Genomic DNA, 26,122 nt, shown 5'->3' with positions numbered 1-26,122 from the left:
GGGCTTAGCGACGCGCGATTCGCGAATCCTTGCCGAAATCCTCCACCGAGAATCCAATTCTAACTTTCGGGAAATCACAAAGCGCCTGCACGCCGGTTGCCGAGAGACGTATCCTCCAGGTCTGGCGCTCGACCGGTTCACGGGCCGCAAATGCTGCGGCCGTCAACAGTGCGATGTTGTGACCGCGCTGTGGATCGCGCACGGATTCATAAAGGATTGCCTGGCAGCCTGCCTCTCGGGCGGCATCCGCCAGATCCTGGCATCGTGCGTAGTTCTGCAGGTCCGTCCATACAGCCCGATCGGCATCCAGCGGCGGGCGCGTGAGATCGATTGCGGATAAAGTTGCGATCGCCGCGGCAAAGGCGGTGTACTCAGCCGCGTTTACTGGAGGCTGTGTTGCAGGCGACTCCGCGTAGAACAGCAGCCGGTAGAAGGCCATTTCCGCAAGGGCCGTTTCCACTCGCTCGGATGCGTAGAAGACGCCTGGAGTGCGCCCTGCCCTGCGAAAGCGCGAACCATGTGGATAGACCGCACCGTAGCGAAACGGCGTGGCAAGCAGGTAGTCCAGCCCGGCGCACTCCGGCGGCAGCGCCGGCTTGCTGTCTTCGAGCAGATTTTCGAGCAGCGCCTGTTCGTCGAGCGTGTCGACAAGCTTCAGCGTCGAGATCTGATGCTGCGCCTCCACCAGACGCCAGAACCTGCCCGAAACCGCCCGCGCCTCAGACGAGAGCGCGGCGGGCGTCCAGATAGGCAATGACATCGGTCAATCCTGAAATACTGACGATCTTTTCGAGCGGCGCGGCGCCGAGCGCGGTATTGGCATTGCGCAGCCACTGCCGGGCAACAGCCTCGTCACCACCGACAATTGCGTCGAGCGAGCGGAACAGGCGCACAAGCAGAATGGCGAGTTCAAAGGACTTCGAACCGCGCTCGAGCAGATAGTCCTGCCGCTTCATGCGCGAGACGGTCGCTTCGGATACGCCAAGTACAGCCGAAAGCGTTCGTGCGTTGAGGCCGAGATGGTCGGCGGCATTGACGGCCGCCTTGGTGATGACGACAGCCTCGGGAGACCGGGCGCCGGAGATCGGATGTGCAACTGCCATGCCATATTCCTTTCACTGGAAATAATATAGCATTTTTATTTCATATGAAAAGAGCGCCGCTATTAAGCGACGCTCTTTGTCTACGATCAGGCGACGCTCACCGGAACTTCCGTCGACGTGCGCATGGCGTGGCTATAGGGGCACACGATATGGGCAGCGGCTGCCAGCTTTTCAGCGGTCGGCTTGTCGAGGCCGGGAATATTCACAGTCAGGGCGACTTCGATGCCGAAGCCCGTACCATCGTCGCGCGGGCCAATGCCGACCGTCGCGCTGACCGTCGTGTCCTCAGGAATCTTGACGTTTTCCTTGCCGGCGACAAATTTCAAGGCACCGAGGAAGCAGGCCGAATAGCCGGCTGCAAAGAGCTGTTCAGGGTTGGTGCCGGTCGCGCCGTCGCCGCCGAGTTCCTTCGGAACCGTCAGCGTGACATCAAGAACGCCGTTTTCGGAAACGGCGCGGCCCGCGCGGCCACCAGTGGCGGAAGCTTTGGTCGTGTAGAGGATAGGCATGTCAGTCTCCTTTGCGTTGGGGTTGGAATTTATATAACGCGCAATTAAATTGTACGCAAGTGAATTTTGCAAATTGCATTTCACCTTTGAAAAGAGGACAATCGGGCCGTAAGGACGACGACGATGAAAGCGTATCTGGCAAAGACAATGGAAATTCCGGAAGAGGAAAAGCGGCTCGAGAACCAGCTCTGCTTCGCGGTCTACTCGACGGCGCATGCTTTCACCCGGGCCTACAAGCCGATCCTCGACAAGGTCGGCCTCACCTACCCGCAATATCTCGTGATGCTGGCGCTGTGGGAGAAGTCAGAGCAGCCGGTCAAGGCGATCGGCGAACAGCTCGATCTCGACTCGGGTACGCTTTCGCCGCTGTTGAAGCGCCTGGAACAAGGCGGCCTGATAAAACGCACGCGCGACGCGCGCGACGAACGGCAGGTCATCGTATCCCTGAGCGAGAAAGGCCGCGCGATGAAGGGCGAGGTCGATACCATCATGGTCGCGATCGGTCAGGCGGCGGGCTGCACGCTCGAGGAAATGAAGACGATCCGTGGCCTTTTGAAAGGGCTGCGGGCGAACCTGACGGCGGCGGTCTGAACCGCGAGAGGTTTGACGGAACTCACTTCCCCCAGGGAAGCCCCGCGACTTCCAGCTTCAGCCACAAATCCTGCCGGAATGACGGAGCCCGGGCCTGCAGCAATTGGTCGAGATATCGGCCATTCAGCAGAAGCGCATTCTCCCTGACATGGGCAACGTCCTGCCGTGCCAGCGTGCTTTTTCCCAGCGCTTCATAGGACGCGGCGCGCAACAGACGAGCCCAGTGGTATTCCGGCAGCACAGCAAGGAACCGTTCAAGGCAGGCGACCGCATCCTCGTACTTGCCGGACGCGAAGTGGGCGTCGCCTCGAAACAGGAAGACCGGGTGATAACCTGGACTGGCCTGATCAGCGTGATCGAAAGCCAGATGAGCCTCGCCGATCAAATCCGAGAATGTCAGGCCAATGCCAAGCCATGTATGAAACTCGGCGTCATTAGGATTAAGGTCGACAGCCCTCTTCAGTGCATCGAGGCCCACCCGAGCGTTTCCGAGGTAGGTTTCGGCTAGGCCGAAAGCGCTCAGCAAATAGGGCTCACGATCGTCCAGCCCCAATCCGGTGTGCAGGATCTCTCGGGCTTGCCTGAAACCCCGCGCCGGATTATCGAGCCAGCCATTGAAGCAGCAGTGGAAATTGATCCAGGCTAGGCTTTCGCGGACGAGAACGTGATTGGGGTCGATGGCGAGGAGCCGGTCGCAAAGGCGCCGAGCACGGATCATTCCTTGAAGCGTCGGTCGTTCAACGTGATTGAAGGCCTGGAGGTAGAGTTTCTCGGTGCCGCTGGCGTCCTCCGGCTCCATCGCCGCCGTCGCCGCCGCGTGCTTCATCAGAATATGATAAAGATTCCCGCTGATCTTGCGAACCAGCCTGTCCTGGCCGTCACCTGAATCCGTGCTCTCGCCCAGGTACTTGCGACTCCATATCTGCGTTCCGCTTTGCACCGAGACCAATTGCGCCAGTGCCCAGCCAGCCTCACCCTGCCCCTGCACAGCCGTCTCGAGGATGTAATCCGCGCCGACCCGCTTGCCGATTTCCTCTACCGTCTCGTGTCGTGCATTCAAGGCAAACATCGTCGCCGCTGCAACTACCGAAAGTGGTGAGAATAGCCCGAGTTCCGCGATCAGCTTTCGGGTCAGAGATTCAGCCACAAGTGCGGCACCGGCCTCGTTTGACAAGCTTCTGATCGGCAAGATCGCGATCCTCGGCTTGCCATGGGAATCCGTCTGTATGGACGATTCCTCATGCTTTCGAATGTGATCGACGAGTTGCTGCGTTTCCGGCTCTGGCGCAACGCCGAGATTGGTCTCAAGCAATGCCTTCAAGTCATCGTAGTGCTTGATGGCACGCGCACGCGCGCCGTGTGCCCCATGATGCCGCAACACCATGCGGTGTGACGGCTCATGATAGGGATCGTGCCGCAATAGGCACTGCGCGGCGATAAGCGCGTGCTCCAGGTCGCCCGCTTTCTCCAGCCCGGCGGCCAGCCCTGTAAGGCAATCGACCAGCAAGTTGTGGTGACGGCTACGCTCGATGCGCAGCCACGTCTCCAATGCTTCGTCCCGAAAGCTCAGGCCCTCGAGAAACTCTCCCTCGAAAATATCGAGCGTCGGCGGCAGACTGCCCGCACCGGTGCTGTCCACGAGTGTCTGGATGTCAGTGACAACTGCATCGTGTCGCACCCAGCCGGAGCCACTATCAAAGACAAATGGCGAAATGCCGTGGCCGTTGACTGCATGGCGGATCGTAAAGAATGCCTGACGGAGACTGTTGCGTGCATGCTCCTCCGTTCGCTCGGCCCACAACATGCCCGCCAGCTTCGATCGTGAAATCGGCTTCCCATTCGAGATCGCGAGCATCGCAATCAGCGCCTGATGTTTGCGCGAAGCGATCGAAATGTTCTCGCCCGACGGGGCGAGAAGCTGGAATCGACCATGCAGGCGCAACGTGAACTGCATCGCTCCTCCAGCAATTTCTAATTTAGTTATGTCTATAACGTCGCTATAACAGCAGGAAAGCGAGAGTTTGTCACAGTCATTTTCAACGGGAATATGGGCAAGCGAGGGGACGGCAATGCTCAAGGGGCTGACTGGCTTGGCTGTGGCGCTGTTTCTGACATTGGCATCGTCGCAATCCTCGGCCTGCGTCGATGTTGCGCTTGTCCTTGCTGTCGACGGATCCGGCAGTATCAACGACGACGAGTATGCGTTTCAGAAATCCGCCATTGCCGCTGCGTTCCGGGATCAGGAGGTGCTGGCGACCTTGACGAATGCCGGCCTCGTTGCCGTGTCGGCGGTCTTCTGGGGCGACGGCGAGTTCTCGACGCAGAAACTCGATTGGTTCGTCATCGCCAACGGGAATGGCGCAGAACCCTTCGCGCTTGCGATGGAGGCGAACCGGCGCAAGGTCTTCGGCAACACGGACATCGGCAACGGCATGTGGTCAGCGCTCGACCTGCTGTCGGATCCGCGCTTTTGCGCCATCAAGACCGTCATCAACGTTTCCGGCGACGGGAAGGAGACGGTTGCGCCAAAACGGCGGCAAACACCCTCGCTCTATCAAGCGCGCAAGCGCGCAGCAGCTATGGGGACGACGGTCAATGGGTTGGTCGTCTCCGACGAGGAGCCAGATCTTTTCGGCTACTACGAGAAACGCGTCATCCTCGGCGAGGACGCCTTCGTGATGGAGGTGAGGAGCTTTGCCGACTACGCGGAGGCGATCCGCAGGAAGCTGATCAGGGAACTTTCGCCACCAACAGAGCTTCGGTTCGCCGAGCATCGGCGATGAATGCGGCCAGCGGGATCGGCCGGCCGCATTTGAATCGACTACTGCATAACGACGATCGGCGCCTTGTTCGGCACGCGGTCGTAGAGATCGATGATATCCTGGTTCAGCAGACGCACACAGCCTGACGAAACCGCCTTACCGATCGAACGCCATTCCGGGTTGCCATGGAGGCGGTAGAGCGTGTCCTCACCATTCGAGAAGATGTAGAGGGCGCGCGCACCGAGCGGGTTCTTCAAGCCCGGCTCCATGCCCCCGTTCTCGATCGAATACTTGGCGAGCTCGGGCTGACGCGCAACCATCTCGTTCGGCGGCTTCCAACGCGGCCATCTCTGACGCCACTGGATGACGCCGGAGCCCTGCCAGGCGAAGCCTTCACGGCCGATGCCGACGCCGTAGCGCATGGCGGTACCGCCGGGCTGCACCAGATAGAGGAAACGCGAGGGCGTATCGACGACGATCGTGCCGGGCGCCTGGCCGGTCGGATCGACGACCTGCTGACGGTAAAAGCGCGGATCGATCTGCTGGTAGGGCACGGCGGGAATGAGAAAACCGCCATCCTCGATCGGGCCGTACATAACGGCCAGTTCGGCGTCGCTTGGCGTCTGTGGCGACTGGAACATGTTGATCGGATTGCGTGCGATCACCGGCTGAGCCGTGGGAGGCGGCCCGGCCGTGGACGCACAACCTGCCAGCGCCGAAGCTGCGGTCATTGCCGAAAGCGAAAGGAAGCTGCGGCGGGAATAGGGTTTTTCAAAGCTCATAACGCGGGTCTGGGTTCCTGTTGCGCTGGAAGGACGAACGCCCTTCGCGGAGGGTGGGTCAACGCCGGTAACGACACCAGAAATCTATCCCGTTACCCTTACTAAAAACCACTACCTCACGAAGTCGTGTCCCTCTGCCGACAGACGATATCATCCGCCCTGTTGCGCGGCTACATCACGACGATCTCGGCCTTCGCCGGAACGCGGTCAAAGAGGTCGACCACATCCTGGTTCAGCATGCGCACGCAACCCGATGACGTGGCCTTGCCAACCGACTGCCAATCCGGCGTTCCGTGGATGCGGTAGAGCGTATCCTGCCCATCCTTGAAGATGTAGAGCGCACGTGCGCCGAGCGGGTTGCCAAGGCCTGGGTTCATGCCGCCGTTTTCCGCGGAGAAGGCCCAAACATCCGGCTGGCGCGCGACCATTTCGTCAGGCGGCGTCCAGCGCGGCCACTTCTGCTTCCATTGAATGACGCCGCGGCCGGACCATGCGTAGCCTTCACGACCAAGGCCGACGCCATAGCGCATTGCCTTGCCGCCGGGCTCGACGAAATAGAGATGCTTGGTCCTCGTATCCACGATGATCGTACCGGGCTTCTCCTTGGTCGGATAGTCGACCTCCTGCCGCAGATACTGCGGATCGATGCGGCTGACCGGTATGGCCGGCAGCGTAAAGTCGGTATCGCGAACCTGACCATACATGGCGTTGTTCACCGGGTTGGTGACCGGCAGGCCGTATGTCCGGCTAAAGTTCGCGCCTGGAATACCATAGGTCTGGTTATAGATTGTCGCCGGGACACCCGGCCGCTGCGGCACCGGCGCATCGATCGGCTTGACGCGCATCGGATCGACGCCGTTGTAGAAAACGGGCGACGTTTCCTGCACGAAGCGGGCGGGGTCGGTTGCACCGGTATCCGGGACAAGGATGTTGCAGCCGCTCAGGCAAAGAGCAGCGGCCGCAAGCCCGGCAAATGAAGACACCCGGCTGAGAACAGTCATAAAACACCCTCATCGACAACAGCGAGACGTATAGCTGCGGCGAGGATGACACCTGCGGCTGGCGCGAAGCTGGTCAACCGGTCAGCCTCGCATCAATCGCAAGCCGGCAATCAGCTTGCTACGCCCTGGAAGAACCGTATGCTCTGCTCGATCTCCGCCGGCAGCGCCGACGTATGGTTGCCGGTCACTGTATCCGTTTCGATGCGGACACCGCCGGAGCGGGCGCGACTTGCCAGCAGCCCGGCGCGATCGTTGAAATGCGCCTCTTCCGTGCCGTGGACGACACGGACGGGGCATTTGAAGCTCTTGGCATAGCAAAGAGCGCTGCGAACCTCGAACTCGTGAGGATTGCTGTCGTCGAAGCGAATGTCCTGCGGATAGCGGTTGAAGAAGCGGAACGCATCAGGATTGCCCGAGATCGGTGCGGCCGCACGGAACTTATGGCTGCTCATTGCTGCAAGCATGGTCAGTGTGCCGCCGATGCTGTGGCCGGCGATAAACAACCGATCGGCATCGACGCCCGGAAGATGCTGCAGGCGATCGGCCGCCGAGAGTACGTCGTCGACCTCGTCATAGAAGCCCGAGAAATTGCCCATCTGGCCGTTCTCGCCGCGCAACGACGGCATCATCACCACGAACCCCGCGTCGACATAGGCCTTGAGCAGAACCCAGTGGCCAAGGCCCATGGCGTTGCCGCCGTGCAGGAACAGGACCCCCGGCTTCGACTTGCTGCCACGCTTGTATTTGGAAACCCATGCGGCCAGTTCCAATTCGCCGCCATAGCCCGAACGATAGAAGATCTTCTCGCCTCCCGGGGGAGCGTCAAGCGGCTCGTACTTGTCGGGCGCCGGCCCCTTTTTCAGGAGCTTCGTGTGGAAGCGCTTGCGGACCTTGGCATAATCGTGATCGATCAGCCGCGGCACCTCCGGGACCTCGAATGCACTTGCCATGCGCGGGAGCAGGAGGGCTCCAGCCAGGCCTGCAAGAACCGCGCGCCGCTGGCGGAGAAAAGAGTTACCTTCGTCTGACGTCATTTCATACTTCCATCGTTCCCGGCGATTCGAGAATTGCACCGGAAGCGTGCGTCCGCCAACACACGTTGTGTTGAAAAAGGTGGCCCTGCGGCGTTTTGCGCAGGTGGAAAGCCCTGCTAGCCGGCTTTTGCATCGATCATGGCGACCAGCGTCTGCAGCCGATCGGCCTCATAGGACGGCTTGTCGGGGCGCAGGCGCGAGATCCGCGGAAAACGCATCGCAACGCCAGACTTGTGGCGGGTGGAGCGATTGATGCCTTCGAAGGCGACCTCCACGACGAAACCGAAATCCTTGTCGGCCCTGACAGCCCGCACCGGACCGAAGCGCTCTGTCGTGTTGTTGCGAACGAACTTGTCCAGCAGTTCCAACTCAGCATCCGTGAAGCCGAAGTAGGCCTTGCCGACCGGAACGAGTTGCTCTCCTTCCGGCGTCTCGGTCCAGACCCCGAATGTAAAGTCCGAATAGTAGCTCGACCGCTTGCCGTGCCCTCGCTGCGCATACATCAGTACCGCGTCGACATTGTAAGGGTTGCGCTTCCATTTGAACCACGGCCCCTTCAAACGCCCGGCCTGATAGATGCTGTCACGGCGCTTGATCATCACCCCTTCGATGACGGGATCCGGCGGCGCCGACCGCAGGTCATCCAATTCTTCCCACGAAGAGAACTCGACCAGCGGGGAGAGATCGAAGCGATCGTGCGGCGCACGATCGATGACCTCAGCAAGACGCGCGCGGCGATCGACATAGGCACGGCCGCGCACGTCTTCCTCCCGATCGAACAAGAGATCGTAGGCACGAATGAAGGCCGGGTACTCGTCGAGCATCTTCGTCGTCACCGTCTTGCGGTTCAGACGTTGTTGCAGATCGGAAAAGGTGCGTGTCGGGCTGTTCGACCGGGTAGTCCCGCCAACGAGCAGCTCGCCATCGACGACACCATCGAAGCTGATCGACTCAAGGATATCGGGGAACGCGCCTGAGATATCGTCGCCGGAACGGGAGTAGATCTTGCGCGTATCGCCGGAGCGCGACAGCTGGACACGAATGCCGTCCCATTTCCACTCGGCAGCGTAGTCGGCCGGATCGAGCTGATCGAGATCCCCCTCTTCCACTGGATTGGCGAGCATGACGGAGTGGAAGATTGCAGGCGTTGCCAGCACCGGCTTGTCGCCCTGCCCTTCCAGCCAGTGAAACAAGGTTTCATAGGGTGGCTGCAGGCCGTGCCAGAGCGTCTCGATTTCGGTCACGTCTCGCCCACCCATATCGGCGAGCGCCTGTTTCGCCAGACGGGACGAGACGCCGATGCGGAGCGCCCCGGTCGCGAGCTTGATGAAGGCGAAGCGCCCCGACGTGTCCAGTTGATCGAGCAGGTCGCGCACGAAGCTGCGGACTTCGGTGCGCCCGAGCGCATTCATCTGCTTGACGACGTCGCCAAGCCGCGGCTGGGCAAGTGCTGACCGCTCGATGCCCTTCTCGGCGTCCCAGACAAGGGAGATCGTTTCCGCAAGGTCGCCGACATAATCGTAGGAATAGCGGAAGAGGACCTCGTCCATCCGTTCCAACGCCAGTTCGCGCAGCATGGCCGGCTTGACGTTGCGGACTTCGAGCGTGCCGGCGATGGCGGCAAGCCCGTAGCCGCGATCCGGATCCGGGGTGTCGCGGAAGTAATCGGAGAGCAGCTTCAGCTTGCCGTTGCGGCTGGGGGTAAGCACGAGGCGATCGAGAAGGTCGGCGAATGCTTTCATCAGTCGGCCTCGTCTTCATAGCCGACCAAGTGGAGCGGCTTGGCTTTGATGCCTTGCAGCTGGCACCAGCGAACCAGCGCCTCCTCGCGACCATGCGTTACCCACACTTCCTCGGGGCGCAGGTCGCTGATGGTCTCGGTCAGTTCCGGCCAATCGCAATGATCGGAGATGACCAGTGGCAGTTCGACACCCTGCTGCTTGGCGCGCTGACGCACCATCATCCAGCCCGAGGCAAACGCCGGCAACGGCTCATTGAAGCGTCGCGCCCAGCGGTCGGCAAAGGCGGAGGACGGACCGACGACAATGGCTCCCTTGAAGGCGGACTTGTCGCGGCTCTCAATGGTCGCCGGGCGCAACTCACCAAGTTCGATGCCTTGCTCCATGTAGTAGTCGCAGAGCCTTTCCATCGCACCGTGGATATAGATCGGGTGGTCGTAGCCGGTATCGCGCAGCAGGCGAATGACGCGCTGCGCCTTGCCGAGCGCATAGGCGCCGATCAGATGCGTCCGCTCCGGAAACTGCCGCAACGACGCATAGAGCTTGCCCATCTCATCGACGGGATCGGGGTGATGGAAAACCGGGAGCCCGAAGGTTGCCTCTGTGATGAAGACGTCGCAGGGCACCGGAACATAGGCCGCACATGTCGGGTCTGCGCGCCGCTTGTAGTCGCCCGAGACGACGATGCGGGTGCCGTTTTTCTCGATGGCGATCTGCGCCGAGCCGAGGACGTGGCCGGCCGGATGAAAGCTGACCTTGACGCCGTTGATCAGGATCTCCTCGCCGAAGGCCGCAGCCTGCTCGCTTGCGCAAAAGCCGTCGCCATAGCGGATCTGCATGATGTCGAGCGTCTGGCGTGTCGCGAGTACGTTTACGTGGCCAGGCCGCGCGTGATCGGAATGGCCGTGGGTGATCAGGGCTCGTTCGACCGGCCGCACGGGATCCACATAGAATCCTCCCTCGGGACAATAGAGCCCTTCGGGGGCGGGATAGAGCAAGGCGTCTGGTCTCATGCCTGCAAAGATAGCGGGAAAGAATGGAAGGGCCAGTGGGCTTTATGCCGGTCGATCTGCATCAAAACGAAACAAGCGCGTTGGCACGTTTCCTGCAAAGCAACGCAAATGAAGAAAAGTCCGTTAACCTCCCGCCGTGACATGCTTCGGCTTGCTGGCGCATCCGCCGTTGCGCTGGCGGCCCCACGCAGTTTTGCGGCGACGCGCGAGGGCGATCTGCGCGGCACGATCGACGCGGTCCGTTACAAGACGACGCCTGACGCAACCGACCGCAAGAGCGTCAGCCTGCAGACGATGATCGATCGGGCCGCTGCAGAGAATGTGCCGATTTTCCTGCCGCCCGGCACCTACAAGGTTTCCAATCTCGTGCTTCCTGACAATACCCGGATAACGGGCGTGCCCGGCGCATCACGTATTGTCTACACCGGCGACGGCCATCTCTTCAGCGCCGAGAACATCAAGCGCGTCGAGTTGTCGAACATCATCATCGACGGGCAGAACCGATGGCTCGGCGACTACGCCGGCGCGCTGTTGCAGTTTACCGGCGTCGACGAGGTGATGATTGATAATTGCGAGATTGGCGGCAGCCGCAAGCACGGCGTCCAGTTGGAACGATGCGGCGGTCGCATCGAGCGCAGTCGTATATCGGGCGCCAGCCAATCGGGTATCTATGCCGTCGAATCCGACGGGCTTTCGATCAGCGGCAACGAGGTCTTTGACTGCGGCAACGGCGGCATTCTCGTGCATCGCTGGAAGAAGGCGGCTGACAACAGCGTCGTCAACGGCAACCGTGTCTACCGCATCAAGGCCAATGACGGCGGCACCGGGCAGAACGGCAACGGTATCAATATCTTCCGCGCCGACAACGTCATGGTAGCGAACAACCACGTGTCCGATTGTGCTTTCACCGCGATCCGTGCCAATTCTGCGTCGGACATCCAGATCACCGGCAACCAATGCCAGCGTTCGGGCGAGACTGCTGTGTATGTCGAGTTCGAGTTTGAGGGCGCTGTTGTCTCCAACAACATCGTGGACGGCGCGGCGAACGGCATCTCGATCGCCAATTTCGACCAGGGCGGCAGGCTGGCCAGCGTCACCGGCAATGTGGTGCGCAACCTGACGCTCAAGGGCCCTTACGAACATGAGGTCGGTTTCGGCATCGGCATTGCTGCGGAGGCGGACACATTAGTCTCCGGCAACATTATCGAAGGCGCGCCACGCTGGGGCATGCAGCTCGGCTGGGGTCCCTACCTGCGCAATCTCGTCGTGACGGGCAATATTATCCGCAAGGCACCGGTGGGGTGTGCGGTCTCGGTAGCAAAGGGCGCGGGGACGGCGGTCATCACCGATAATGTGTTTCAGGAAACGTCCGACGGCGCCGTCCTCGGTTTCGAGTGGGACAAGCAGGTCTCGGGGGAACTGGCGACGACAGGTTCCTCGCGCTTTGAGCAGCTGACGATCGAGCGCAACCGGATCTCCTGAGAAGCATCAAAAGCTTTCATCGATTCATAAGGCTCGGCGGCTTCCGCTGGAACGCTCCGGCTCCTACCCTGCAGCCAGCCGAACAAGGGGACATCGACATGCTGACAATTTATGGCGTCTATCGCTCGCGCGCCTCGCGCGTTTACTGGATGGCTGAAGAACTTGGGCTCGAATTCGAGTCTGCGCGGGTCATTCAGGCCCGGCGACTTGCCAATCCGCTCGCCGCCGATGCACCTATCAATACGCTCTCGCCGGATTTCCAGGCGGTCAATCCGATGGCGCTGATCCCAAGCATCAAGGATGGTGAACTCGTGATGCATGAGTCGCTGGCGATCACGCTCTACCTCGCACGCAAGCATGGTGGACCGCTTTCCGGCCAAACCGTCGCGGAAGACGGTTTGATGACGATGTGGACCATATGGGCGGCAACCGAGGTTGAGCCACATACGGTGAAGATCGTCTTTGTCTACGACGACGAGAAGCAGAACAGCGATGAGGGCAAGGCAACGATCAGCGTCGCCGTCCGCTCGCTGAAAAAGTCGTTCGCGACGTTGGAGAAGCATCTTTCAACCAACGACTATGTCGTCGGAAACCGCTTCACGGCAGCTGATCTCAATATCGCGGAGGTGCTTCGCTACGCGCAGACGGAACAGGCGCTGTTCGACGCCCACCCCAACATCAACGCCTGGATCAAGCGCTGCCAATCGCGGCCGGCATATATTGCGATGCAGGCGACGCGGTCACAGGAGCCGACCTGATCAGGGAAAGAGCTTGAGGGTTCCGGCCATTTCCTCGCGGATCCAGGCCTTGAAATCCCTCACCTTCTTGGGTTCGCGCGAACCTTCGGCCGTTACGAAATAGTGGCCGAAGCCGGTTTTCGCGCGAATGCCGAACGGCGCAACCAGCTGCCCCTGCTGCAGGGCGAAGCCGGCCAGCGTCTGCCAGGCGAGCATGACGCCCTGCCCCGCGATTGCCGCATCGAGACAGAGCGAAGCGTCGTTGAAGACGTGGCGAGTTTCGAGCGTCTTTCCCGACAACCCGGCCTCGCGCATCCACACCTCCCAGGTGAACATCGCGCGGCCGTCGATCACGGCGGGAAGCGACAGGATATCGGCGGGCTCCCGAAGCCGCGCAGCCACGGCAGGCGAGCAGACCGGGAAGACCTCCTGCTGGAGCACCAGTTCCGCCTTTACATCGGGCCACTGTCCACTACCGACCCGGATGCCGACATCGACATCGCAGAGGGCCGGATTGACGAGCCGCGTGGTCGCATCGATCCGCAGGCTGATTTCGGGGAACCTCTCGGCAAAGCGATCGAGCCGACAGACGAGCCAGCGCGCGGCAAAGACCGGCGCCACCGAGATCGTCAGGATGCTGTCGTCGCGTTGCTGTGTTGTCGCGACCGCCTGCGACAGGGCGTTGAAGCCCTCAGTCAGGCTGGCCAGCAGGCGCGCACCCGCCTCGGTCGCGACCATGCCTTTCGGCGTACGCTCGAAGATCAGGTGGTCGAGCTGCGCTTCAGCCTTGATGACCTGCTGGCTGACGGCCCCGATCGAGACACCCATTTCCTCTGCCGCGGCTTGCAGGGAGCCGAGCCGGCCGACCACTTCCAGCGCGCGCAATCCATTGAGGTGAACCGAGTTCAGATTTCTCATGTAGTTTTTCTATACTGATATCTTGGTAATCTCAATTGAAACATGCCCGTGTCGCCGCGATAATCCGCCTGAGTTCAGCAGATGCTCCATTCACCCTTTTGGGAGGAAGAGAGGCACGTCATGCAAATATTCAAGTTTTTCTTGAGCATCGAAACGATAGAACCGCCCTACGGCGCGGACGTGAAACGTGATCCGCTCTATCATCCTGATCTGGCCCGAATGTCGCCGACGGCGTTGGCCGACCTGCCGCTTGGTCCGCAACCACGCCCGCCCGCGCCGGAGCCGCGACAGCTCGCAAAGTGCGCATAAGGTGCTGAAATCTGCTAGATTGGGCGAGCTTTAACTCGAGCGACCCACAATGACCGACAGCGTCGACGCGATCTTTGCACGCATCAAGCGCCTTTCGGCGGAAGCCAACCTGCCTGATGTCGAGGAGAGTACCTCCTACGGCAACCCGGCTCTGAAAGTCGGCGGCAAATCCTTCGCGGCCGTCAAGAACAACGAGACGATCGTGCTTTGCATCTCGATCGACGACAAGGAGCGACTGATCGAGATGGCGCCGGACATCTACTATCAAACGGCGCATTATATCGGTTGGCCATATATGCCGTTGCACGCCGCGGCGATCAGCGACGCCGAACTGAAGGAACGGCTGATCGGCGCATGGCGGTTTCGCGCGCCGAAAAAGCTTGCCGCTCGCTTCCGGGACTGAGCGCCTGCCGCCTGCCTCGCGGCGCGACTGCGCTAAGCCTGCTCGCGCTCCAATGCCCGCTGCACGGCCGGGCGCTCAATCATCCGGGCATAGTGCGCTGTCGCTTTTCTGAAACGGGCCGGATCGACGCCGTCCGACCTTAGCCAGCCGGTCATCACAAAGAGATAGGCGTCTGCGACCGAGTAATACTCGCCCATGACCCACGGGCATTCCAGCATGTGCGCGTCGATCAGCTCGAAGCAGTCGGTCATGGTCTGCGGCACCTTCGCCTTCATCGTTTCCAAGGCTGCCGCATCATCAGTCCAGCGACTACCCCGGCGACCATGCGAGTGGTTCACATGCACGGTCGAACACATGTAGCTGTTGAACGCCTGCATCCGGGCGAATTCGAAAGGATCGAGCGGCGCCAGCTGTGCGGCGGGCGCAATCTGCGCGATATAGGCCAGGATTGCCGGCGTCTCGGTCAGGACGCCGCGGTTCGTCACCAGCGTCGGCACGCGACCCTTGGGATTGATGGCCAGATACTCGGGAGAACGCTGCTCCCCTTCCTTGAGATTCAGCTTCCTTGTTTCGAATGGCAGGCCTGATTCCTCCAGCGCAATGAGGCTGGCGAGCGCGCAGGTGTGCGGCGCGAAATACAATGTCAGCATGATCGACTCCCTTCGATGGTGACGTTATAGCGCCGCCACAGGAAAACGAACATGCCGAAGATAGAGGCCGGCGAGCCGGCCTCTGATACCCTCAGGCGGCTCCTGCGCAGCCCGGAACATCCTCCAGCCTGTACCAGACGGGAATGCCGCGTTCGCGTGCGATGCGCACGTCGTTGTCGGCACCCTTCGATTCCCCTTCCAGCCGAAGCACACCGTCGCAAAGCTCTAGCAGGCGACCGGCAACCGGGTGAAAAATCTCTTCGTAAAGGTCGTCGCCAACAGCCTTGCCGCCGGCAGCGTTCCAGACCGGCAGGGCCACCCACTCCCCGATCATCGGCACATGGCCCGCCTTGAACAGCTCATGCGACGGCTGCTCCAGCCGCTTGAGGTTCGCCTTCATTTTCTCAGGATCATCCCCGGTCCCGGACCGGTAGGGTCCAGCAATCAAGATCAACATTATCAAGCTCCATTTCCTCGGCTTCATGCACGAGCATCCAAATAACTGCACGAAACTTCTTGTTTGTCGAATCATTTCGTGCAATTTCATTACTATTCGTGCAAATACAGGATTGGAACCATGCTCACGAAGCAGCGCAAATCGTTGATCCTCGACATTCTTCGGCGGGACGGTCAGGTGATCGCCAAGCAGATCGCTGAGGATCTGTCGCTGTCGGAAGACACGATCCGTCGTGACCTCAGGGAGATGGCTGCCGAAGGCTTGCTGAAGCGGGTACACGGCGGAGCGATGCCCGTTGCGCCTGACTTGCCTGATTTTTCGACGCGGAAAGGCGTCTCCTCCGAGGTCAAGGCACGGCTGGGGAGGAAAGCCGCCTCGCTCGTGCGGCCTGGTCAAATGATCTTTCTGGACGGTGGTACGACCACGGCCGAGATTGCCCGGCAGCTGCCGCGCGATTTTGCGTTTTCCGTCGCGACACACAGCCCGACGATTGCGGCCGAACTGGAACACCACCCGACGGCCAGCGTGATCCTGATCGGCGGCAAGCTCTACAAGCACTCGATGGTCGCGGTCGGATCGGTTGCCATGGCGGCGATCTCGCAGCTTCGGCCGGACATCTTCTTTCTCGGCGTGACGGCCGCCCATCCGGTGCATGGCCTCTCGACAGGCGATTTCGAAGAGGCGGCGATCAAGCGGCACATCGCGTCCTGCGCAGCCGAAACCTATGTGCCGCTGACAGAGGAGAAGCTCGACCACGTCTCTCCCTGCCAGGTCCTGCCTATCTCAGGCGTATCGGGGATCATTCTCGCGGCGAAGGTCGCGTCAACTCTCATCGAGCCCTATCGCGGCCTCACTGACGAGATCCTCGAAGCATGAACGGCTGGACGAAACGCGCCTTCAGTTCCCCCAGGTTCTGCGGCAGCAGGCTTGCGGCGAGTGCGATGACAAAGATTGCCAAGACAATGTAGGCGAAGGTGTCGCGCGCCATCCCAAGCGTCAGCACGTCGTGCAAACCGGGCTGCAGGGCAGCGATGGACGTCGTAAGCCGCATCTCGCCGAGCAGCCGCCCAGGCACGGTCGCAAAGGCAGGTGCCTCCGACAGTGCCAGCAACCCGCCATAGACGGCCGTGACGGAAATGGTCGCTCGCAGCCAGCGCCATGCACCAAGGGGTCGCGCTCCGTTTTCTTCGAACGACCAGCCGATATAGGCGCAGAAAGTCACGAAGAACAGGAACGCCACCGGCAGTCCGTCGAGCACCGCTTCCGGCTTCAACTGGCCGGTCCAGCCGCTGGCAAGCAGCAGAGGGAAAGGTGCCGATGCGACGAACCAGATTGCCGCGATCACGCCCCAGGCCCAGCTCATCGACAGATAATGGATGCGGGCAAGGGTAGCGACGAGGATGATGCCGCCCGCCAGGTAAACGCCCGACGGCTTCATGGATCCGGTCATGGTGACGATGATCGGTCCGCAGGAACCGGCGATCCGGGTGCACCCGGAGAAAACGACGGTCAGCCAGGTCACATAATCGAAACACATGGTGAAGAAGAGAAAGATCGCGATGGCGATCAACATCCACCAAAGATACCGGCCCGCAAACATATCCTGCCCTCATGGCGTTCGATGTACTGGGCAAAGGGTAACTCAGCCTTTGAAAACTGCATCCGTTCTCGTGGGCTGTAGTTTCACATACATTAGCATTCTCTATTTTCGCGGTGCGACTGTCCCGTTCCGGAACGGCTTATGCGGTCAGCGCAGCTGTCGCGCGAATATCGCCGACATGAATACCGTTCCAATTGTGCATCTGGACGGTCGCCATGGCCGCCAGGCTCGCGCGAATCGGATCGCCCTTGTCGAAGAAACGGCTGAGTGTCGCAGCAACCATCGCCTCGGAAGCGCGCGAATGGCCGTCGTCGCATTTGAGGGCGATCGCAATTCCCTGCTCGGGAATGGCTGCGCAGAAGACACCCTCGGCACCTGTCTTGGCGAAGATCCGGCCGGGCGCCACCTGCATCAGCGCGGTGCAGGCGCGGCCGGTTCCGGCCACATAGAAGGGCTCGGCCATGCAGGCATCGAACAGTCGCCGGGACGCCTTGGCGCGAAGCGGCTCCAAACCATTGCCGGTCGCCATCTTTGCAAAGCCGTGCGCCAGGCCGCGCAGGGGAACCGCGTAGGTGGGGATGGAACAGCCGTCCGTGCCACAATTGTCGTGACCGAGCGTAGCGCCCGTGAGGCTTTCCATAGTGCCGCGAATTTCTGCCTGCAGCGGATGGTCGTAACCGACGTATCCCTTCGGGTCGACACCCTGATGGCAGCAAGCACAGACAAACCCCGCATGCTTGCCCGAGCAGTTGTTATGCAGGGCCGTCGGCTTATCCATCGTGCGCGCCTGGTGGATCAGCGTCCTCTGGCTTGAGGACCAATGCGCCCCGCATTCGAGCGTTTCGACGCCCCGCCCGGCGCGCGCCAGCATGGCGGCGGCGAGCGCCACATGCTGGTCCTCGCCATTGTGCGAGGAGCAGGCGAGCGCCAGTTCCTTGTCGCCGAAGCCATAGGCATCCGCTGCACCGCTTTCCATCAGCGGCAACGCCTGCATCGCCTTGCAGGCAGAACGCGGAAAGGTTGGCGCGTCGATATCGCCCACGGAGAACACGACCTTTCCGTCACCATCAACAGCGACGACAGAGCCGCGATGCCGACTTTCAACCAGCGAGCCTCGAGTGACTTCGACGGTGACGGGATTGGTCATGGCATGATCCTGATCGTGTACGCAGATGCGTCACGCATAGCGAGTCGCGGCGATAATGCAATTGCCTTTCGCCGCCTTCGCCTTGCGCCGATGTCGGTCAAAGCGGAGTAATACGGTAGGCGCAACGGCGAGCGCCAAGCAAGATATGCTCCTCTCGCTCGACCTTGGCGCCGAGAACAGCGCGAAAAGTCTCCAGCTCCGAGCGGCAGAATCCGGCGCAAACGCTGGCAGCAGCGCAGATCGGGCAATGGTTCTCGACAAGGAGTAGCGAGCCATCGGCCTCCTGCCAGCTGTCGGCCATGTATCCTTCGCCAGTGCGCACGGCCGCGAGTTGCCGCACGCGGGAAGGCATATCAGGCGCATCGACCTCCTGGCGGTAGCGCTTGAGGGTCTCGGTTTCGCGGGCGGAGATGACGGCATCAAGGGCCGATTGCCCCAGTTGCGAGACGAGCGTCGTGAGAAGCGTGGTGGTGAGTTCCGCATGACCATCAGGAAAAGTCTGGTTGCCCGTGGTCGTCAGGCTCCAGAGCTGCCGCGGCCGACCCCTGCCCGCCGTTGCTTCACTCACCGCTTCGACAAGCCCTTCCTCGGCCATCTTCGTCAACTGTTGACGAGCCGCCTCCGAGGAGATGCCCAGGCGTTCTCCAAGAGTCGAGGCGAGCTGAGGGCCTTCGGTCTTGATGAGCAGCAGAATTCGGTTGGCCGGCGACTGTCTCATTTATTTTTCCAAGTTCACGCTTGTTTTAATAGCATGACCATGTAATTTTTCCAACTAATAACTTGTAAAATAAGACGCACCCGGAAGCACACAAGGCATGAATTATGACCGGCATTGACGAGATTTCAGCAGACAAGCCCTCTGTCTTTCACCTGTTTTCAGCTCCGCTGCTGCCGGCGACGCTCATGCTCGGAGGTGGCGTTACCCTCTACGCCGTCGAAACTTACATTACCGCGACAATCGCGCCGTCGATCGTGCGTGATATCGGCGGGCTGGAGCTACTGGCGTGGATGACGACGCTCTTCGTCGCTGCTGCGGTTTTGGGTTCGATCTTCGTCGCAATGCGCCCCCGCGGGATCGGGTTGCGCTCCGTCTATGTCGCGGGCGCCCTCATATTCGGCACCGGCAGCCTGATCTGCGCCCTCGCCCCGGCCATGCCGATCGTACTCGCCGGGCGTACGGTACAGGGATTCGGCGCCGGGATTCTTGCTGGTCTCGCCTATGCCTTCATTCGCTTCGCCTACCCAGAACCGTTGTGGCAGAAGGCATCAACTCTCTATGCGGCGATCTGGGGTGTCTCGACCCTGCTCGGCCCGAGCCTCGGCGGCGTCTTTTCCGAAGGCAGCGCGTGGCGCCACGCCTTCATGCTGCTGGTTCCGCTCTGCGCCCTGATGGCCGCGCTCGCGCCGTGGCTGCTGCCGCGCGCAACAGACGATCGCGCGCACGGCAAGACACCGATCCCTCAGATTGCCTTGCTGCTTGCGGCTGTTCTGCTCGTCAGCCTAGCCGGAACGACCAGCGAAACGACATCCAAAGGACTGCTGCTCGCAGCATCGTTCGTTGCGATCGCGACGATGCTGACCGTCGAGCGGCGTGGGCGAAACCGGCTGCTGCCGACGGGAGCCGTAACGCTCGCAAGGCCGGTGGCGCGCGTCTACCTGACGATGTTCGTGCTGCTGCTGGTGCTGACAAGTGACATCTACATTCCTTACTTCCTTCAGGTCCTGCATGGTGTGACACCGCTGGTCTCCGGCTATCTGACAGCCCTCGTCGCACTCGGCTGGACTTTTGCCGCCTTCTTCAGCGGAACGCTTTCAGGACGCCGCGCCAACACGGCGATCGTCGCCGGCTGCGTGGTCGAGATGGTTGCGGTCGCGTCGCTGACGATCTTCCTCGCCGCGGACAATCAATCCGGCAATCTGGCCATTCTCGGCCCGGCCGTCGTCGGCATGTTCCTGATGGGCTTCGGCGTCGGGCTCGGCTGGGCGCATCTGGTGACCAAGGTCCTGAGCCTTGTCGACAACTCCGAGCAGGACAAGGCCTCGGCCGCGATCTCGACAGTGCAGTCGCTTGGCAGTGCCTTCGGCGCAGCCGTTGCCGGCGTGATCGTCAACAGCACCGGGCTGGTCAACCCCGGCGGCGTCGCGGGCGGCGTTTCGGCCGCACACTGGCTCTACGTCCTGATGGCACTTCCTGGCCTGATTGCGATCGCAACATCCATAACGCTCTCGTCGCCCGCCGATCGGCAGGCCCGGTGAGCGACGTGCGAGCGGTCACAGACGCAGCGTGATCCTGCTGACGTGACCGCTCGTTTTCATCCCGGCGATCGGGCGGGTCGAGCGGCTCAATTGCGCCATCTTGCTCGGGAAGTCTTCCGGCTGCAAAGCACGTCAGCAAAGGTCAAAGGCGTTTCATGCGTCATATCAAACGGCTGCTTCTCCTGATCCTCGTCGTCTACCTGCTTCCGGCGATGGCATCGGCCGGCTGGTGGTTGCTGCGGGACCACCCGAGGACCTGGCGGGAGGCCGACTGGACGACAGCGCACGTTCTGCCGAAAGCGGACGCCGACCGGAACGCTGCGATCTACATCATGTCGGCCGGCACCGGCGGGCTGAAGGGTGCGGTCGCCAGCCACTCCTGGATCGTCACCAAGGCGTCAGGCGACACGACCTACAATCGCTACGACAAGGTCGGCTGGGGTGCGCCCATCCGGCGCAACAACTACGTCGCTGATGCCTACTGGTATTCGAACACGCCTCACATCGTGCGCGAGATCAAAGGGGCCGAGGCCGCCAGGCTCATTCCTGAGGTGGAAGCGGCAATCCAGGCCTATCCCCATGCCGGTGTCGGCGATTACCGAATCTATCCCGGCCCGAATTCCAACAGCTTCGTTGCGCACGTGCTGCGAAGGGTGCCCGATCTCGGCACCGTGCTGCCGCCCGATGCGGTCGGGCGCGATTTTCTTGCCGATGGCCGAATGTTCGAGATCGATGCCGACGGGCGCGACATGCATGTCACGCTCTACGGCCTTGTCGGGGTTGCCGCCGGCCAGCGCAGCGGCTTCGAGGTGCATTTCATGGGGCTGGTCGCCGGTGTAGACATCGCCAATCCCGGGCTGAAGATCCCGGCGATCGGCCGTATCGGGCTTTAGGCCGGGCGAACGATCACAGGATCACCAAATCTCACCATCCATCACGTGATTTGACTACGACCATCACAAACTCTGGTTATTCGAAAGCACACTACTGGTTTATAGCTGAGGGCATCGGGAATCACGCCATGCCATCCGCCTTTTCTTCCATTCTCCGCGATCGCCAAATCCGCGTCCCAACGCTGACGCTGATTGCTCTTGCCTTCACCTATGCCTCGACGATGCCCTATCAATCGATCATCGGCATCAATGAACTCGGCCTGTCCGATCGTACCTATTCCGGTGTGATCTTCCTTGCGGCGCTGGTCAACGTTGCTACCAGCCTGACGCTCGGCATCTGGTCCGACAGGCTCAGCGATCGGCGCCCGCTGGTGCTGGCGCTCTCAGTGTGCGGCATGCTCGGCTTTGGAATGATCTACGAATTCCGCACCGCCGCAGTCTTCATGTTCGGCATATTGGTGCTGATCCCCATCAGCAATTCCACCTATTCGATCCTGTTTGCCAGTATCCGCGCGACGACGAACACGATGGACCGGGGAAAGGCGGCGGCGATCACGTCCACGGTTCGCGCGCTGTTCTCGGGCTCCTGGGCGCTGGCGCCTGGCCTGATCGGCCTGTACCTCATCAACTCGCAATCGATGACACCGGCCTATGGCATTGCGGCTCTCGCAAGCCTGACCTGCTTCTGCCTCTACCTGTTTTTCGCCAAGCCCGTGCCTGTCGGCAACGCCTCCCCTTCGCAGCAGATCGGCTTCTTCTCTTCGCTCGGCAGGGTCTTTTCGCCCTATGTGCTGGCAAGGGTCGGCGTCATGGCGTTGCTGCTCGGGCTGCAGCGAGTAAACAGCGTTGTGTCGCCGTTGATCATCACCCATGCCGCCGGCGGCACCGTGGTCGATGTCGGCTTCATGGCCGGCTTCACCGCCTTCCTGGAAATGCCGTTCATGATGATGTGGGGCGCGCTGCAGCGCCGCTTCCGCAGCGTCCATCTGCTTGCCTTGGGAGCGCTGGTTTACTGCGTGTATCTGGCATTGCTGAGCTTTGCCTCAGCACCCTGGCAGATCTATGCCCTTCTGCTGATCAACGCCTGTGGTGCTGCAGCCATCCTCAGCGTGCCGATCACCTACCTGCAGGATCTGATTGCCGATCGACCGGGACTCGGCAGTTCCCTGGTCTCGGTCAACACGTTCATCGCCAATGGCATCAGTGCATCGATCTTCGCGGCCGGCACTGCCTTTACCGGGTATTCCGGCACAGCATTGCTTGCCGCTGTCGTCGGTGTCGCTTCGGTTGGGCTTCTGCTGTTCCTTGAAAGAGCGCCTCGACCGATCCGACAACCTGCCTAGAGGCGCAGCATGATCTTGCCGACGTGACCGCTTGCCTCCATCAACCGATGCGCCTCGGCGACCTGGTCGAACGAGACGACTGTATCGATAACCGGCGCGAACTTGCCTTCATCGAGAAGCGGCCACACCTGGGAGAGAAGATCGTCACGGATCGCGCGCTTTTCCTCGGCCGTGCGCGGGCGCAAGGTCGAGCCTGTGATTGTCAGACGTTTCATCATGATTGGCGCGAGATTGACCTTTTCCGCGACGGCTCCGCCGAGGAAGGCGATGATCGACAGGCAGCCGTCTTTCGCGAGCGATGCGACGTTCCGTTCGAAATAGGCGGCACCGATCATATCGAGGATGACGTCGACGCCGTTGCCGGTTTCAGCCTTGATGACCTCGGCGAAATCCTCCGTCTTGTAGTTGATGGCCCGCTTTGCCCCGAGTTTCACACAAGCGTCGCATTTTTCCTGAGAACCGGCCGTCGCGTAGACTTCGGCACCGAAGGCGCGCGCGAGCTGGATCGCCGTCGTTCCAATGCCGCTCGAGCCGCCATGAACGAGAACCTTCTCGCCTTCGGTCAGCCCGGCCATCTGGAACATGTTCGCCCAGACGGTGAAGTAGTTCTCGGGAAGCGCTGCCGCCTGGACGGCATCGAACCCCTTGGGAAAGCGTAGGGCCTGGCCTGCAGGCAGAACGCAATATTCGGCGTAGGCGCCACCGTTGGTCAGTCCACACACCCTGTCACCGACGGCAAAGCCACGGACACCTGGACCGATGGCGACGATCTCGCCTGCCATCTCAAGTCCGAGGATCGGGCTTGCATCCTTCGGTGGCGGATAGGTGCCCTGACGTTGAGCGACATCCGGGCGATTGACGCCGACCGCCTCCGCGCGAACGAGCAGCTGCCCCTCACCCGGCACCGGTACAGGCCCGGTCGCAACCTGCATCACTTCAGGCTCACCGAAGCGCGGGAGGTTAATGAAACGCATTTGCGCTGGCAGGGACATGGCACGGTCTCCTCGTTCCGAAAGCAAGTGAGATAATTCAGCTGTTCGGACTTGAGAAGGTGTCAACCGCAGGAGGCGTCAATTCGTCTCGCCCAGCAGATGGAAGACCAGTCCTTCTTCGCTCTCCTTCGCCTCGGCCTTGATGTGGGCAATTTCGGCGCTGACGCGATTGATGTCGTCGATGACGAGACCTTCGGGCAGCTCCAGCACTCCGATCGAGCAGCGCATCAGCGGGAACAATGCCTCGACGCCGGCGCGGTCATGGCCGCGGATACGACCGGCTGTGCGATCGGCGTCCGAGTAGAGGTCGAGTACATCATCATGGAAATCGCTAATCAGGCGATCGAGGATCTCGGTCAGTTCTTCCTTGGTCCAGCCATGCACGCCGATGAAGAAATCGTCGCCGCCGACATGTCCGAGGAAGTGACGCTCGGCGAAGAAGTAGCGGCGCATCAGCGCGGCAAAAAGCGAAATCGCGTGATCGCCGAGGTGGAAGCCGTAGGCATCGTTGAACGGCTTGAAGTTATCGAAGTCGCAGTAGCAGAAGTGACGTTTCTCATCACCATCAAGGCTCGACTCGCGCATGAAGTCGCGTATCGCCCGATTGCCGGGCAGCCCGGTCAACGGGTTCTGATCCTGCGCGGTCTTCAGCTTCTTCTCGTTCATGACCTTGATGAGCGAGGCGGCGGAGACTACGCCCGCATAGCGCATGTTGTCGGTCAAAAGCAGGCAGTTGGTGCCTTCCATGTTGGCGAAGATTGCCATCAATTGCTCGGTATCGGAATCGAGCCCGACGATCGGGGCCATCTCGACGAAGTGCGAGATCGTCCGCTCGTACACCTTGTTCTTCAGGAGGTCGCGACCGAAGGGCTGGTAGATGTATTCCTTCAGATGCCGCTCGTGCAGGATGCCGCGTGGCTCGCCATTGGCGTTCAGCACCGGGAAAAAGGCCTGCTGAGGGTTGCGGCGAAAGAGCTCGAAGACGCTGTCGATGGTGTCGTTCTCGAAGACGGTCGGCAGCATTTCGATCTGCTTGCGGATCAGGATTTCGTCGAGCGACTGCGGATTGCGCTTGCTCTTGCCGAGATCCAGCAGGTGCGGAAACGACGGCTGGAGCTCGGTAACATGGGTCGTCGGGCGGGAGATGAACCAGCCCTGGACGAGATCAACGCCGAACTCGCGGCAGGCGACGAACTCTGCCTCGGTCTCGATCCCCTCCGCAATGACGCGGGTTCCGAGCACATGGGCGATGTGGACGATGTTCTTCAGAAGGTGGCGCTTGCGCGGGCTGGTGTCGATATCGGCAATGAAATGCCGGTCGATCTTCAGGTAGTCAACCGGATGATCGCACAGGAGCTTCATTTCACCGTGGCCGACTCCGAAGTCGTCGATCGCCAGCTTGAAGCCGGCCTTGCGCAGAAGCGATACGAGGGCCGCAAATTCGGGCACGCTGGTATTGTCGAAACGTTCGGAAAACTCGAAACAGATGGAAGACGGAGGAATATTGGCGAGCTTCAGGTGCTGCAGCAGGCCTTCCACCAGGCGCTCTCCATGCGGGATCAGCCGGACATCGAGATTGAGGAACAGTGTCGAACTGGAAAAGTGCGGCAGCGTTGCGAACTTAGCAAGCGCACGGCTTGCCACCATCTGCTCCAGTTGCAGAAGCTGCTGGTTCTTGTGAGCCTCGTCGAGGATTTCGATCGGAGAGTTGAAACCAATGCGCTCCTGGCCGCGCATCAGCGATTCATAGCCGAACGCCACCCCCGTCCCTGCTTCCACGATGGGCTGGAACGCGTTCTCGATGACGAGTTTCGCAAGGGTCACGATCTGATCGCTGGCGTAACGGCGAACAAGCGCCGGATCGACGGTGGCAGCCAAAGACATGCCAATCTCCACTGTGTCTTATTGTTTTGCGCAGGGACACTGGCGGAGAAGGATCAACGAACCCTTTCCCGAATATGAAACTTTTGTGAAAACCGGCTTCTCCCGGTCATCCAATCGATCGAATTTTATCGATCAATCAAAGGCTTGGTCAGGCTGTACGCCGATGCTCAGCCTCATGATCGGCGAACATGTCTGCGACGCACCTGCCGCCACGGGGGGCGCTGTCCCGATCGAATATGTCTTCGCGGCATCCGCCGAGTTTGCGGGCGGCGTCCCACATGCGCAAGGCTTCGCGCACGACTTCACTGCTCGAGGCATAGCTGCCATTGTCGACAGCGGCCCGGATATCAGCAGCCTGCAACGGTGAAATGGATACGGTGACCATCGGCATGAGATTCCTCCCTTTACCTCGTGGGGCACGTATGCCCGGTCGGGGGACGGTTATTCCGTCCACGGCGTTACCGACGCGCGCCGCCGCCTCGGCTGCCTCTTGATGGCGAAATTTTAGTCCTCACTC

28 protein-coding genes are annotated in these 26,122 nt (G+C 60.9%); 10 read left to right on the top strand and 18 right to left on the bottom strand.

Annotated features, from left to right (window positions below):
• Positions 1–4: 4 nt before the first annotated feature.
• From JNB88_RS19795 to JNB88_RS19785, 3 genes are all read right to left on the bottom strand, one after another.
• Positions 5–760 carry an RES family NAD+ phosphorylase gene (locus tag JNB88_RS19795; RefSeq protein ID WP_220356928.1) on the bottom strand — a complete coding sequence of 252 codons (756 nt, stop codon included), beginning with the start codon at positions 758–760 and terminating at the stop codon, positions 5–7.
• Complete coding sequence (locus tag JNB88_RS19790; RefSeq protein ID WP_037135817.1) at positions 720–1,103, bottom strand: antitoxin Xre/MbcA/ParS toxin-binding domain-containing protein; 384 nt, start codon at positions 1,101–1,103, stop codon at positions 720–722. Before JNB88_RS19790 ends, JNB88_RS19795 begins: the two co-directional genes overlap by 41 nt.
• A gap of 86 nt (positions 1,104–1,189) precedes the next feature.
• A complete protein-coding gene (locus JNB88_RS19785) occupies positions 1,190–1,612 on the bottom strand; it encodes an organic hydroperoxide resistance protein (protein ID WP_220356927.1) in 423 nt (140 codons plus the stop codon).
• A gap of 123 nt (positions 1,613–1,735) precedes the next feature.
• Here JNB88_RS19785 and JNB88_RS19780 point away from each other — a divergent pair, with 123 nt between their 5' ends.
• Positions 1,736–2,203, top strand: a complete 468-nt coding sequence (locus tag JNB88_RS19780) for a MarR family winged helix-turn-helix transcriptional regulator (protein ID WP_037135815.1) — start codon at positions 1,736–1,738, stop codon at positions 2,201–2,203.
• Positions 2,204–2,225: 22 nt separating this feature from the next.
• Here the strand turns inward: JNB88_RS19780 and JNB88_RS19775 are convergent, their stop codons facing one another.
• Complete coding sequence (locus tag JNB88_RS19775) at positions 2,226–4,157, bottom strand: BTAD domain-containing putative transcriptional regulator (protein ID WP_220356926.1); 1,932 nt, start codon at positions 4,155–4,157, stop codon at positions 2,226–2,228.
• 115 nt (positions 4,158–4,272) lie between these two features.
• On the opposite strand from JNB88_RS19775, the gene JNB88_RS19770 reads away from it, so the two are divergent.
• Positions 4,273–4,986, top strand: coding sequence for a DUF1194 domain-containing protein (locus JNB88_RS19770; protein WP_220356925.1), 714 nt, complete (start codon positions 4,273–4,275; stop codon positions 4,984–4,986).
• Positions 4,987–5,024: 38 nt separating this feature from the next.
• Here JNB88_RS19770 and JNB88_RS19765 read toward each other — a convergent pair whose 3' ends face one another.
• From JNB88_RS19765 to JNB88_RS19745, 5 genes are all read right to left on the bottom strand, one after another.
• Positions 5,025–5,747: a L,D-transpeptidase gene (locus JNB88_RS19765; protein ID WP_037135810.1), complete on the bottom strand. Its 723-nt coding sequence runs from the start codon at positions 5,745–5,747 to the stop codon at positions 5,025–5,027.
• A 170-nt stretch (positions 5,748–5,917) separates the two neighbouring features.
• Positions 5,918–6,748 carry a L,D-transpeptidase gene (locus tag JNB88_RS19760; RefSeq protein ID WP_220356924.1) on the bottom strand — a complete coding sequence of 277 codons (831 nt, stop codon included), beginning with the start codon at positions 6,746–6,748 and terminating at the stop codon, positions 5,918–5,920.
• Between the two features lie 110 nt (positions 6,749–6,858).
• Positions 6,859–7,782, bottom strand: a complete 924-nt coding sequence (locus JNB88_RS19755) for an alpha/beta hydrolase family protein (protein ID WP_220356923.1) — start codon at positions 7,780–7,782, stop codon at positions 6,859–6,861.
• Positions 7,783–7,898: 116 nt separating this feature from the next.
• Positions 7,899–9,524 carry a cisplatin damage response ATP-dependent DNA ligase gene (locus JNB88_RS19750; protein ID WP_220356922.1) on the bottom strand — a complete coding sequence of 542 codons (1,626 nt, stop codon included), beginning with the start codon at positions 9,522–9,524 and terminating at the stop codon, positions 7,899–7,901.
• Positions 9,524–10,534 (bottom strand): ligase-associated DNA damage response exonuclease, encoded by a 1,011-nt coding sequence (locus tag JNB88_RS19745; protein WP_220356921.1) that lies wholly within the window; start codon positions 10,532–10,534, stop codon positions 9,524–9,526. Before JNB88_RS19745 ends, JNB88_RS19750 begins: the two co-directional genes overlap by 1 nt.
• A gap of 108 nt (positions 10,535–10,642) precedes the next feature.
• Here JNB88_RS19745 and JNB88_RS19740 point away from each other — a divergent pair, with 108 nt between their 5' ends.
• Entirely contained in the window at positions 10,643–12,016 is a 1,374-nt protein-coding gene (locus JNB88_RS19740; protein WP_220356920.1) for a TIGR03808 family TAT-translocated repetitive protein, read from the top strand.
• A 98-nt stretch (positions 12,017–12,114) separates the two neighbouring features.
• A complete protein-coding gene (locus JNB88_RS19735) occupies positions 12,115–12,774 on the top strand; it encodes a glutathione S-transferase family protein (protein WP_220356919.1) in 660 nt (219 codons plus the stop codon).
• Here JNB88_RS19735 and JNB88_RS19730 read toward each other — a convergent pair whose 3' ends face one another.
• A complete protein-coding gene (locus tag JNB88_RS19730) occupies positions 12,775–13,671 on the bottom strand; it encodes a LysR substrate-binding domain-containing protein (protein WP_220356918.1) in 897 nt (298 codons plus the stop codon).
• A gap of 120 nt (positions 13,672–13,791) precedes the next feature.
• Between JNB88_RS19730 and JNB88_RS19725 the strand changes: the two genes are divergently transcribed.
• Together JNB88_RS19725 and JNB88_RS19720 are read left to right on the top strand one after the other, a co-directional pair.
• The gene (locus JNB88_RS19725) at positions 13,792–13,980 is read left to right on the top strand and encodes a hypothetical protein (protein WP_220356917.1); all 189 of its coding nucleotides are present in this window, start codon (positions 13,792–13,794) and stop codon (positions 13,978–13,980) included.
• A 49-nt stretch (positions 13,981–14,029) separates the two neighbouring features.
• A complete protein-coding gene (locus tag JNB88_RS19720; RefSeq protein WP_037135799.1) occupies positions 14,030–14,383 on the top strand; it encodes an MmcQ/YjbR family DNA-binding protein in 354 nt (117 codons plus the stop codon).
• Between the two features lie 32 nt (positions 14,384–14,415).
• Here JNB88_RS19720 and JNB88_RS19715 read toward each other — a convergent pair whose 3' ends face one another.
• Together JNB88_RS19715 and JNB88_RS19710 are read right to left on the bottom strand one after the other, a co-directional pair.
• Positions 14,416–15,033: a glutathione S-transferase family protein gene (locus JNB88_RS19715; protein ID WP_037135798.1), complete on the bottom strand. Its 618-nt coding sequence runs from the start codon at positions 15,031–15,033 to the stop codon at positions 14,416–14,418.
• A 91-nt stretch (positions 15,034–15,124) separates the two neighbouring features.
• Positions 15,125–15,490, bottom strand: coding sequence for a DUF4406 domain-containing protein (locus JNB88_RS19710; protein WP_220356916.1), 366 nt, complete (start codon positions 15,488–15,490; stop codon positions 15,125–15,127).
• Between the two features lie 120 nt (positions 15,491–15,610).
• Here JNB88_RS19710 and JNB88_RS19705 point away from each other — a divergent pair, with 120 nt between their 5' ends.
• Positions 15,611–16,366, top strand: coding sequence for a DeoR/GlpR family DNA-binding transcription regulator (locus JNB88_RS19705; RefSeq protein WP_220356915.1), 756 nt, complete (start codon positions 15,611–15,613; stop codon positions 16,364–16,366).
• On the opposite strand, the gene JNB88_RS19700 is transcribed toward JNB88_RS19705, so the two are convergent.
• The 3 genes from JNB88_RS19700 to JNB88_RS19690 all read right to left on the bottom strand — a co-directional run bounded on the left by JNB88_RS19700 (position 16,341) and on the right by JNB88_RS19690 (position 18,955).
• Positions 16,341–17,090, bottom strand: a complete 750-nt coding sequence (locus JNB88_RS19700) for a hypothetical protein (protein WP_220356914.1) — start codon at positions 17,088–17,090, stop codon at positions 16,341–16,343. The two genes, JNB88_RS19705 and JNB88_RS19700, sit on opposite strands and share 26 nt — an antisense overlap.
• A 139-nt stretch (positions 17,091–17,229) precedes the next feature.
• The gene (locus tag JNB88_RS19695) at positions 17,230–18,237 is read right to left on the bottom strand and encodes an asparaginase (protein ID WP_220356913.1); all 1,008 of its coding nucleotides are present in this window, start codon (positions 18,235–18,237) and stop codon (positions 17,230–17,232) included.
• A 97-nt stretch (positions 18,238–18,334) separates the two neighbouring features.
• Positions 18,335–18,955: a helix-turn-helix transcriptional regulator gene (locus JNB88_RS19690; protein WP_220356912.1), complete on the bottom strand. Its 621-nt coding sequence runs from the start codon at positions 18,953–18,955 to the stop codon at positions 18,335–18,337.
• A gap of 104 nt (positions 18,956–19,059) precedes the next feature.
• Here JNB88_RS19690 and JNB88_RS19685 point away from each other — a divergent pair, with 104 nt between their 5' ends.
• From JNB88_RS19685 to JNB88_RS19675, 3 genes are all read left to right on the top strand, one after another.
• Positions 19,060–20,493: an MFS transporter gene (locus JNB88_RS19685; protein WP_220356911.1), complete on the top strand. Its 1,434-nt coding sequence runs from the start codon at positions 19,060–19,062 to the stop codon at positions 20,491–20,493.
• A 155-nt stretch (positions 20,494–20,648) separates the two neighbouring features.
• Positions 20,649–21,386, top strand: coding sequence for a DUF3750 domain-containing protein (locus JNB88_RS19680; protein ID WP_220356910.1), 738 nt, complete (start codon positions 20,649–20,651; stop codon positions 21,384–21,386).
• Between the two features lie 128 nt (positions 21,387–21,514).
• Positions 21,515–22,729, top strand: a complete 1,215-nt coding sequence (locus tag JNB88_RS19675; RefSeq protein ID WP_220356909.1) for an MFS transporter — start codon at positions 21,515–21,517, stop codon at positions 22,727–22,729.
• On the opposite strand, the gene JNB88_RS19670 is transcribed toward JNB88_RS19675, so the two are convergent.
• The 3 genes from JNB88_RS19670 to JNB88_RS19660 all read right to left on the bottom strand — a co-directional run bounded on the left by JNB88_RS19670 (position 22,726) and on the right by JNB88_RS19660 (position 25,996).
• Entirely contained in the window at positions 22,726–23,721 is a 996-nt protein-coding gene (locus tag JNB88_RS19670) for an NAD(P)H-quinone oxidoreductase (protein WP_220356908.1), read from the bottom strand. The genes JNB88_RS19675 and JNB88_RS19670 overlap by 4 nt on opposite strands.
• A 78-nt stretch (positions 23,722–23,799) precedes the next feature.
• The gene (locus JNB88_RS19665; RefSeq protein ID WP_037135787.1) at positions 23,800–25,605 is read right to left on the bottom strand and encodes a GGDEF domain-containing protein; all 1,806 of its coding nucleotides are present in this window, start codon (positions 25,603–25,605) and stop codon (positions 23,800–23,802) included.
• 148 nt (positions 25,606–25,753) lie between these two features.
• Positions 25,754–25,996 (bottom strand): ribbon-helix-helix domain-containing protein, encoded by a 243-nt coding sequence (locus JNB88_RS19660; RefSeq protein ID WP_037135786.1) that lies wholly within the window; start codon positions 25,994–25,996, stop codon positions 25,754–25,756.
• Positions 25,997–26,122: the final 126 nt, after the last annotated feature.

The sequence above is a fragment of the Rhizobium cauense genome (assembly GCF_019511525.1).
GTDB classification, from domain to species: domain Bacteria; phylum Pseudomonadota; class Alphaproteobacteria; order Rhizobiales; family Rhizobiaceae; genus Rhizobium; species Rhizobium cauense.
Note: the sequence above shows the minus strand (reverse complement) of the source record. Positions and strands in the feature narration are given on the sequence as shown.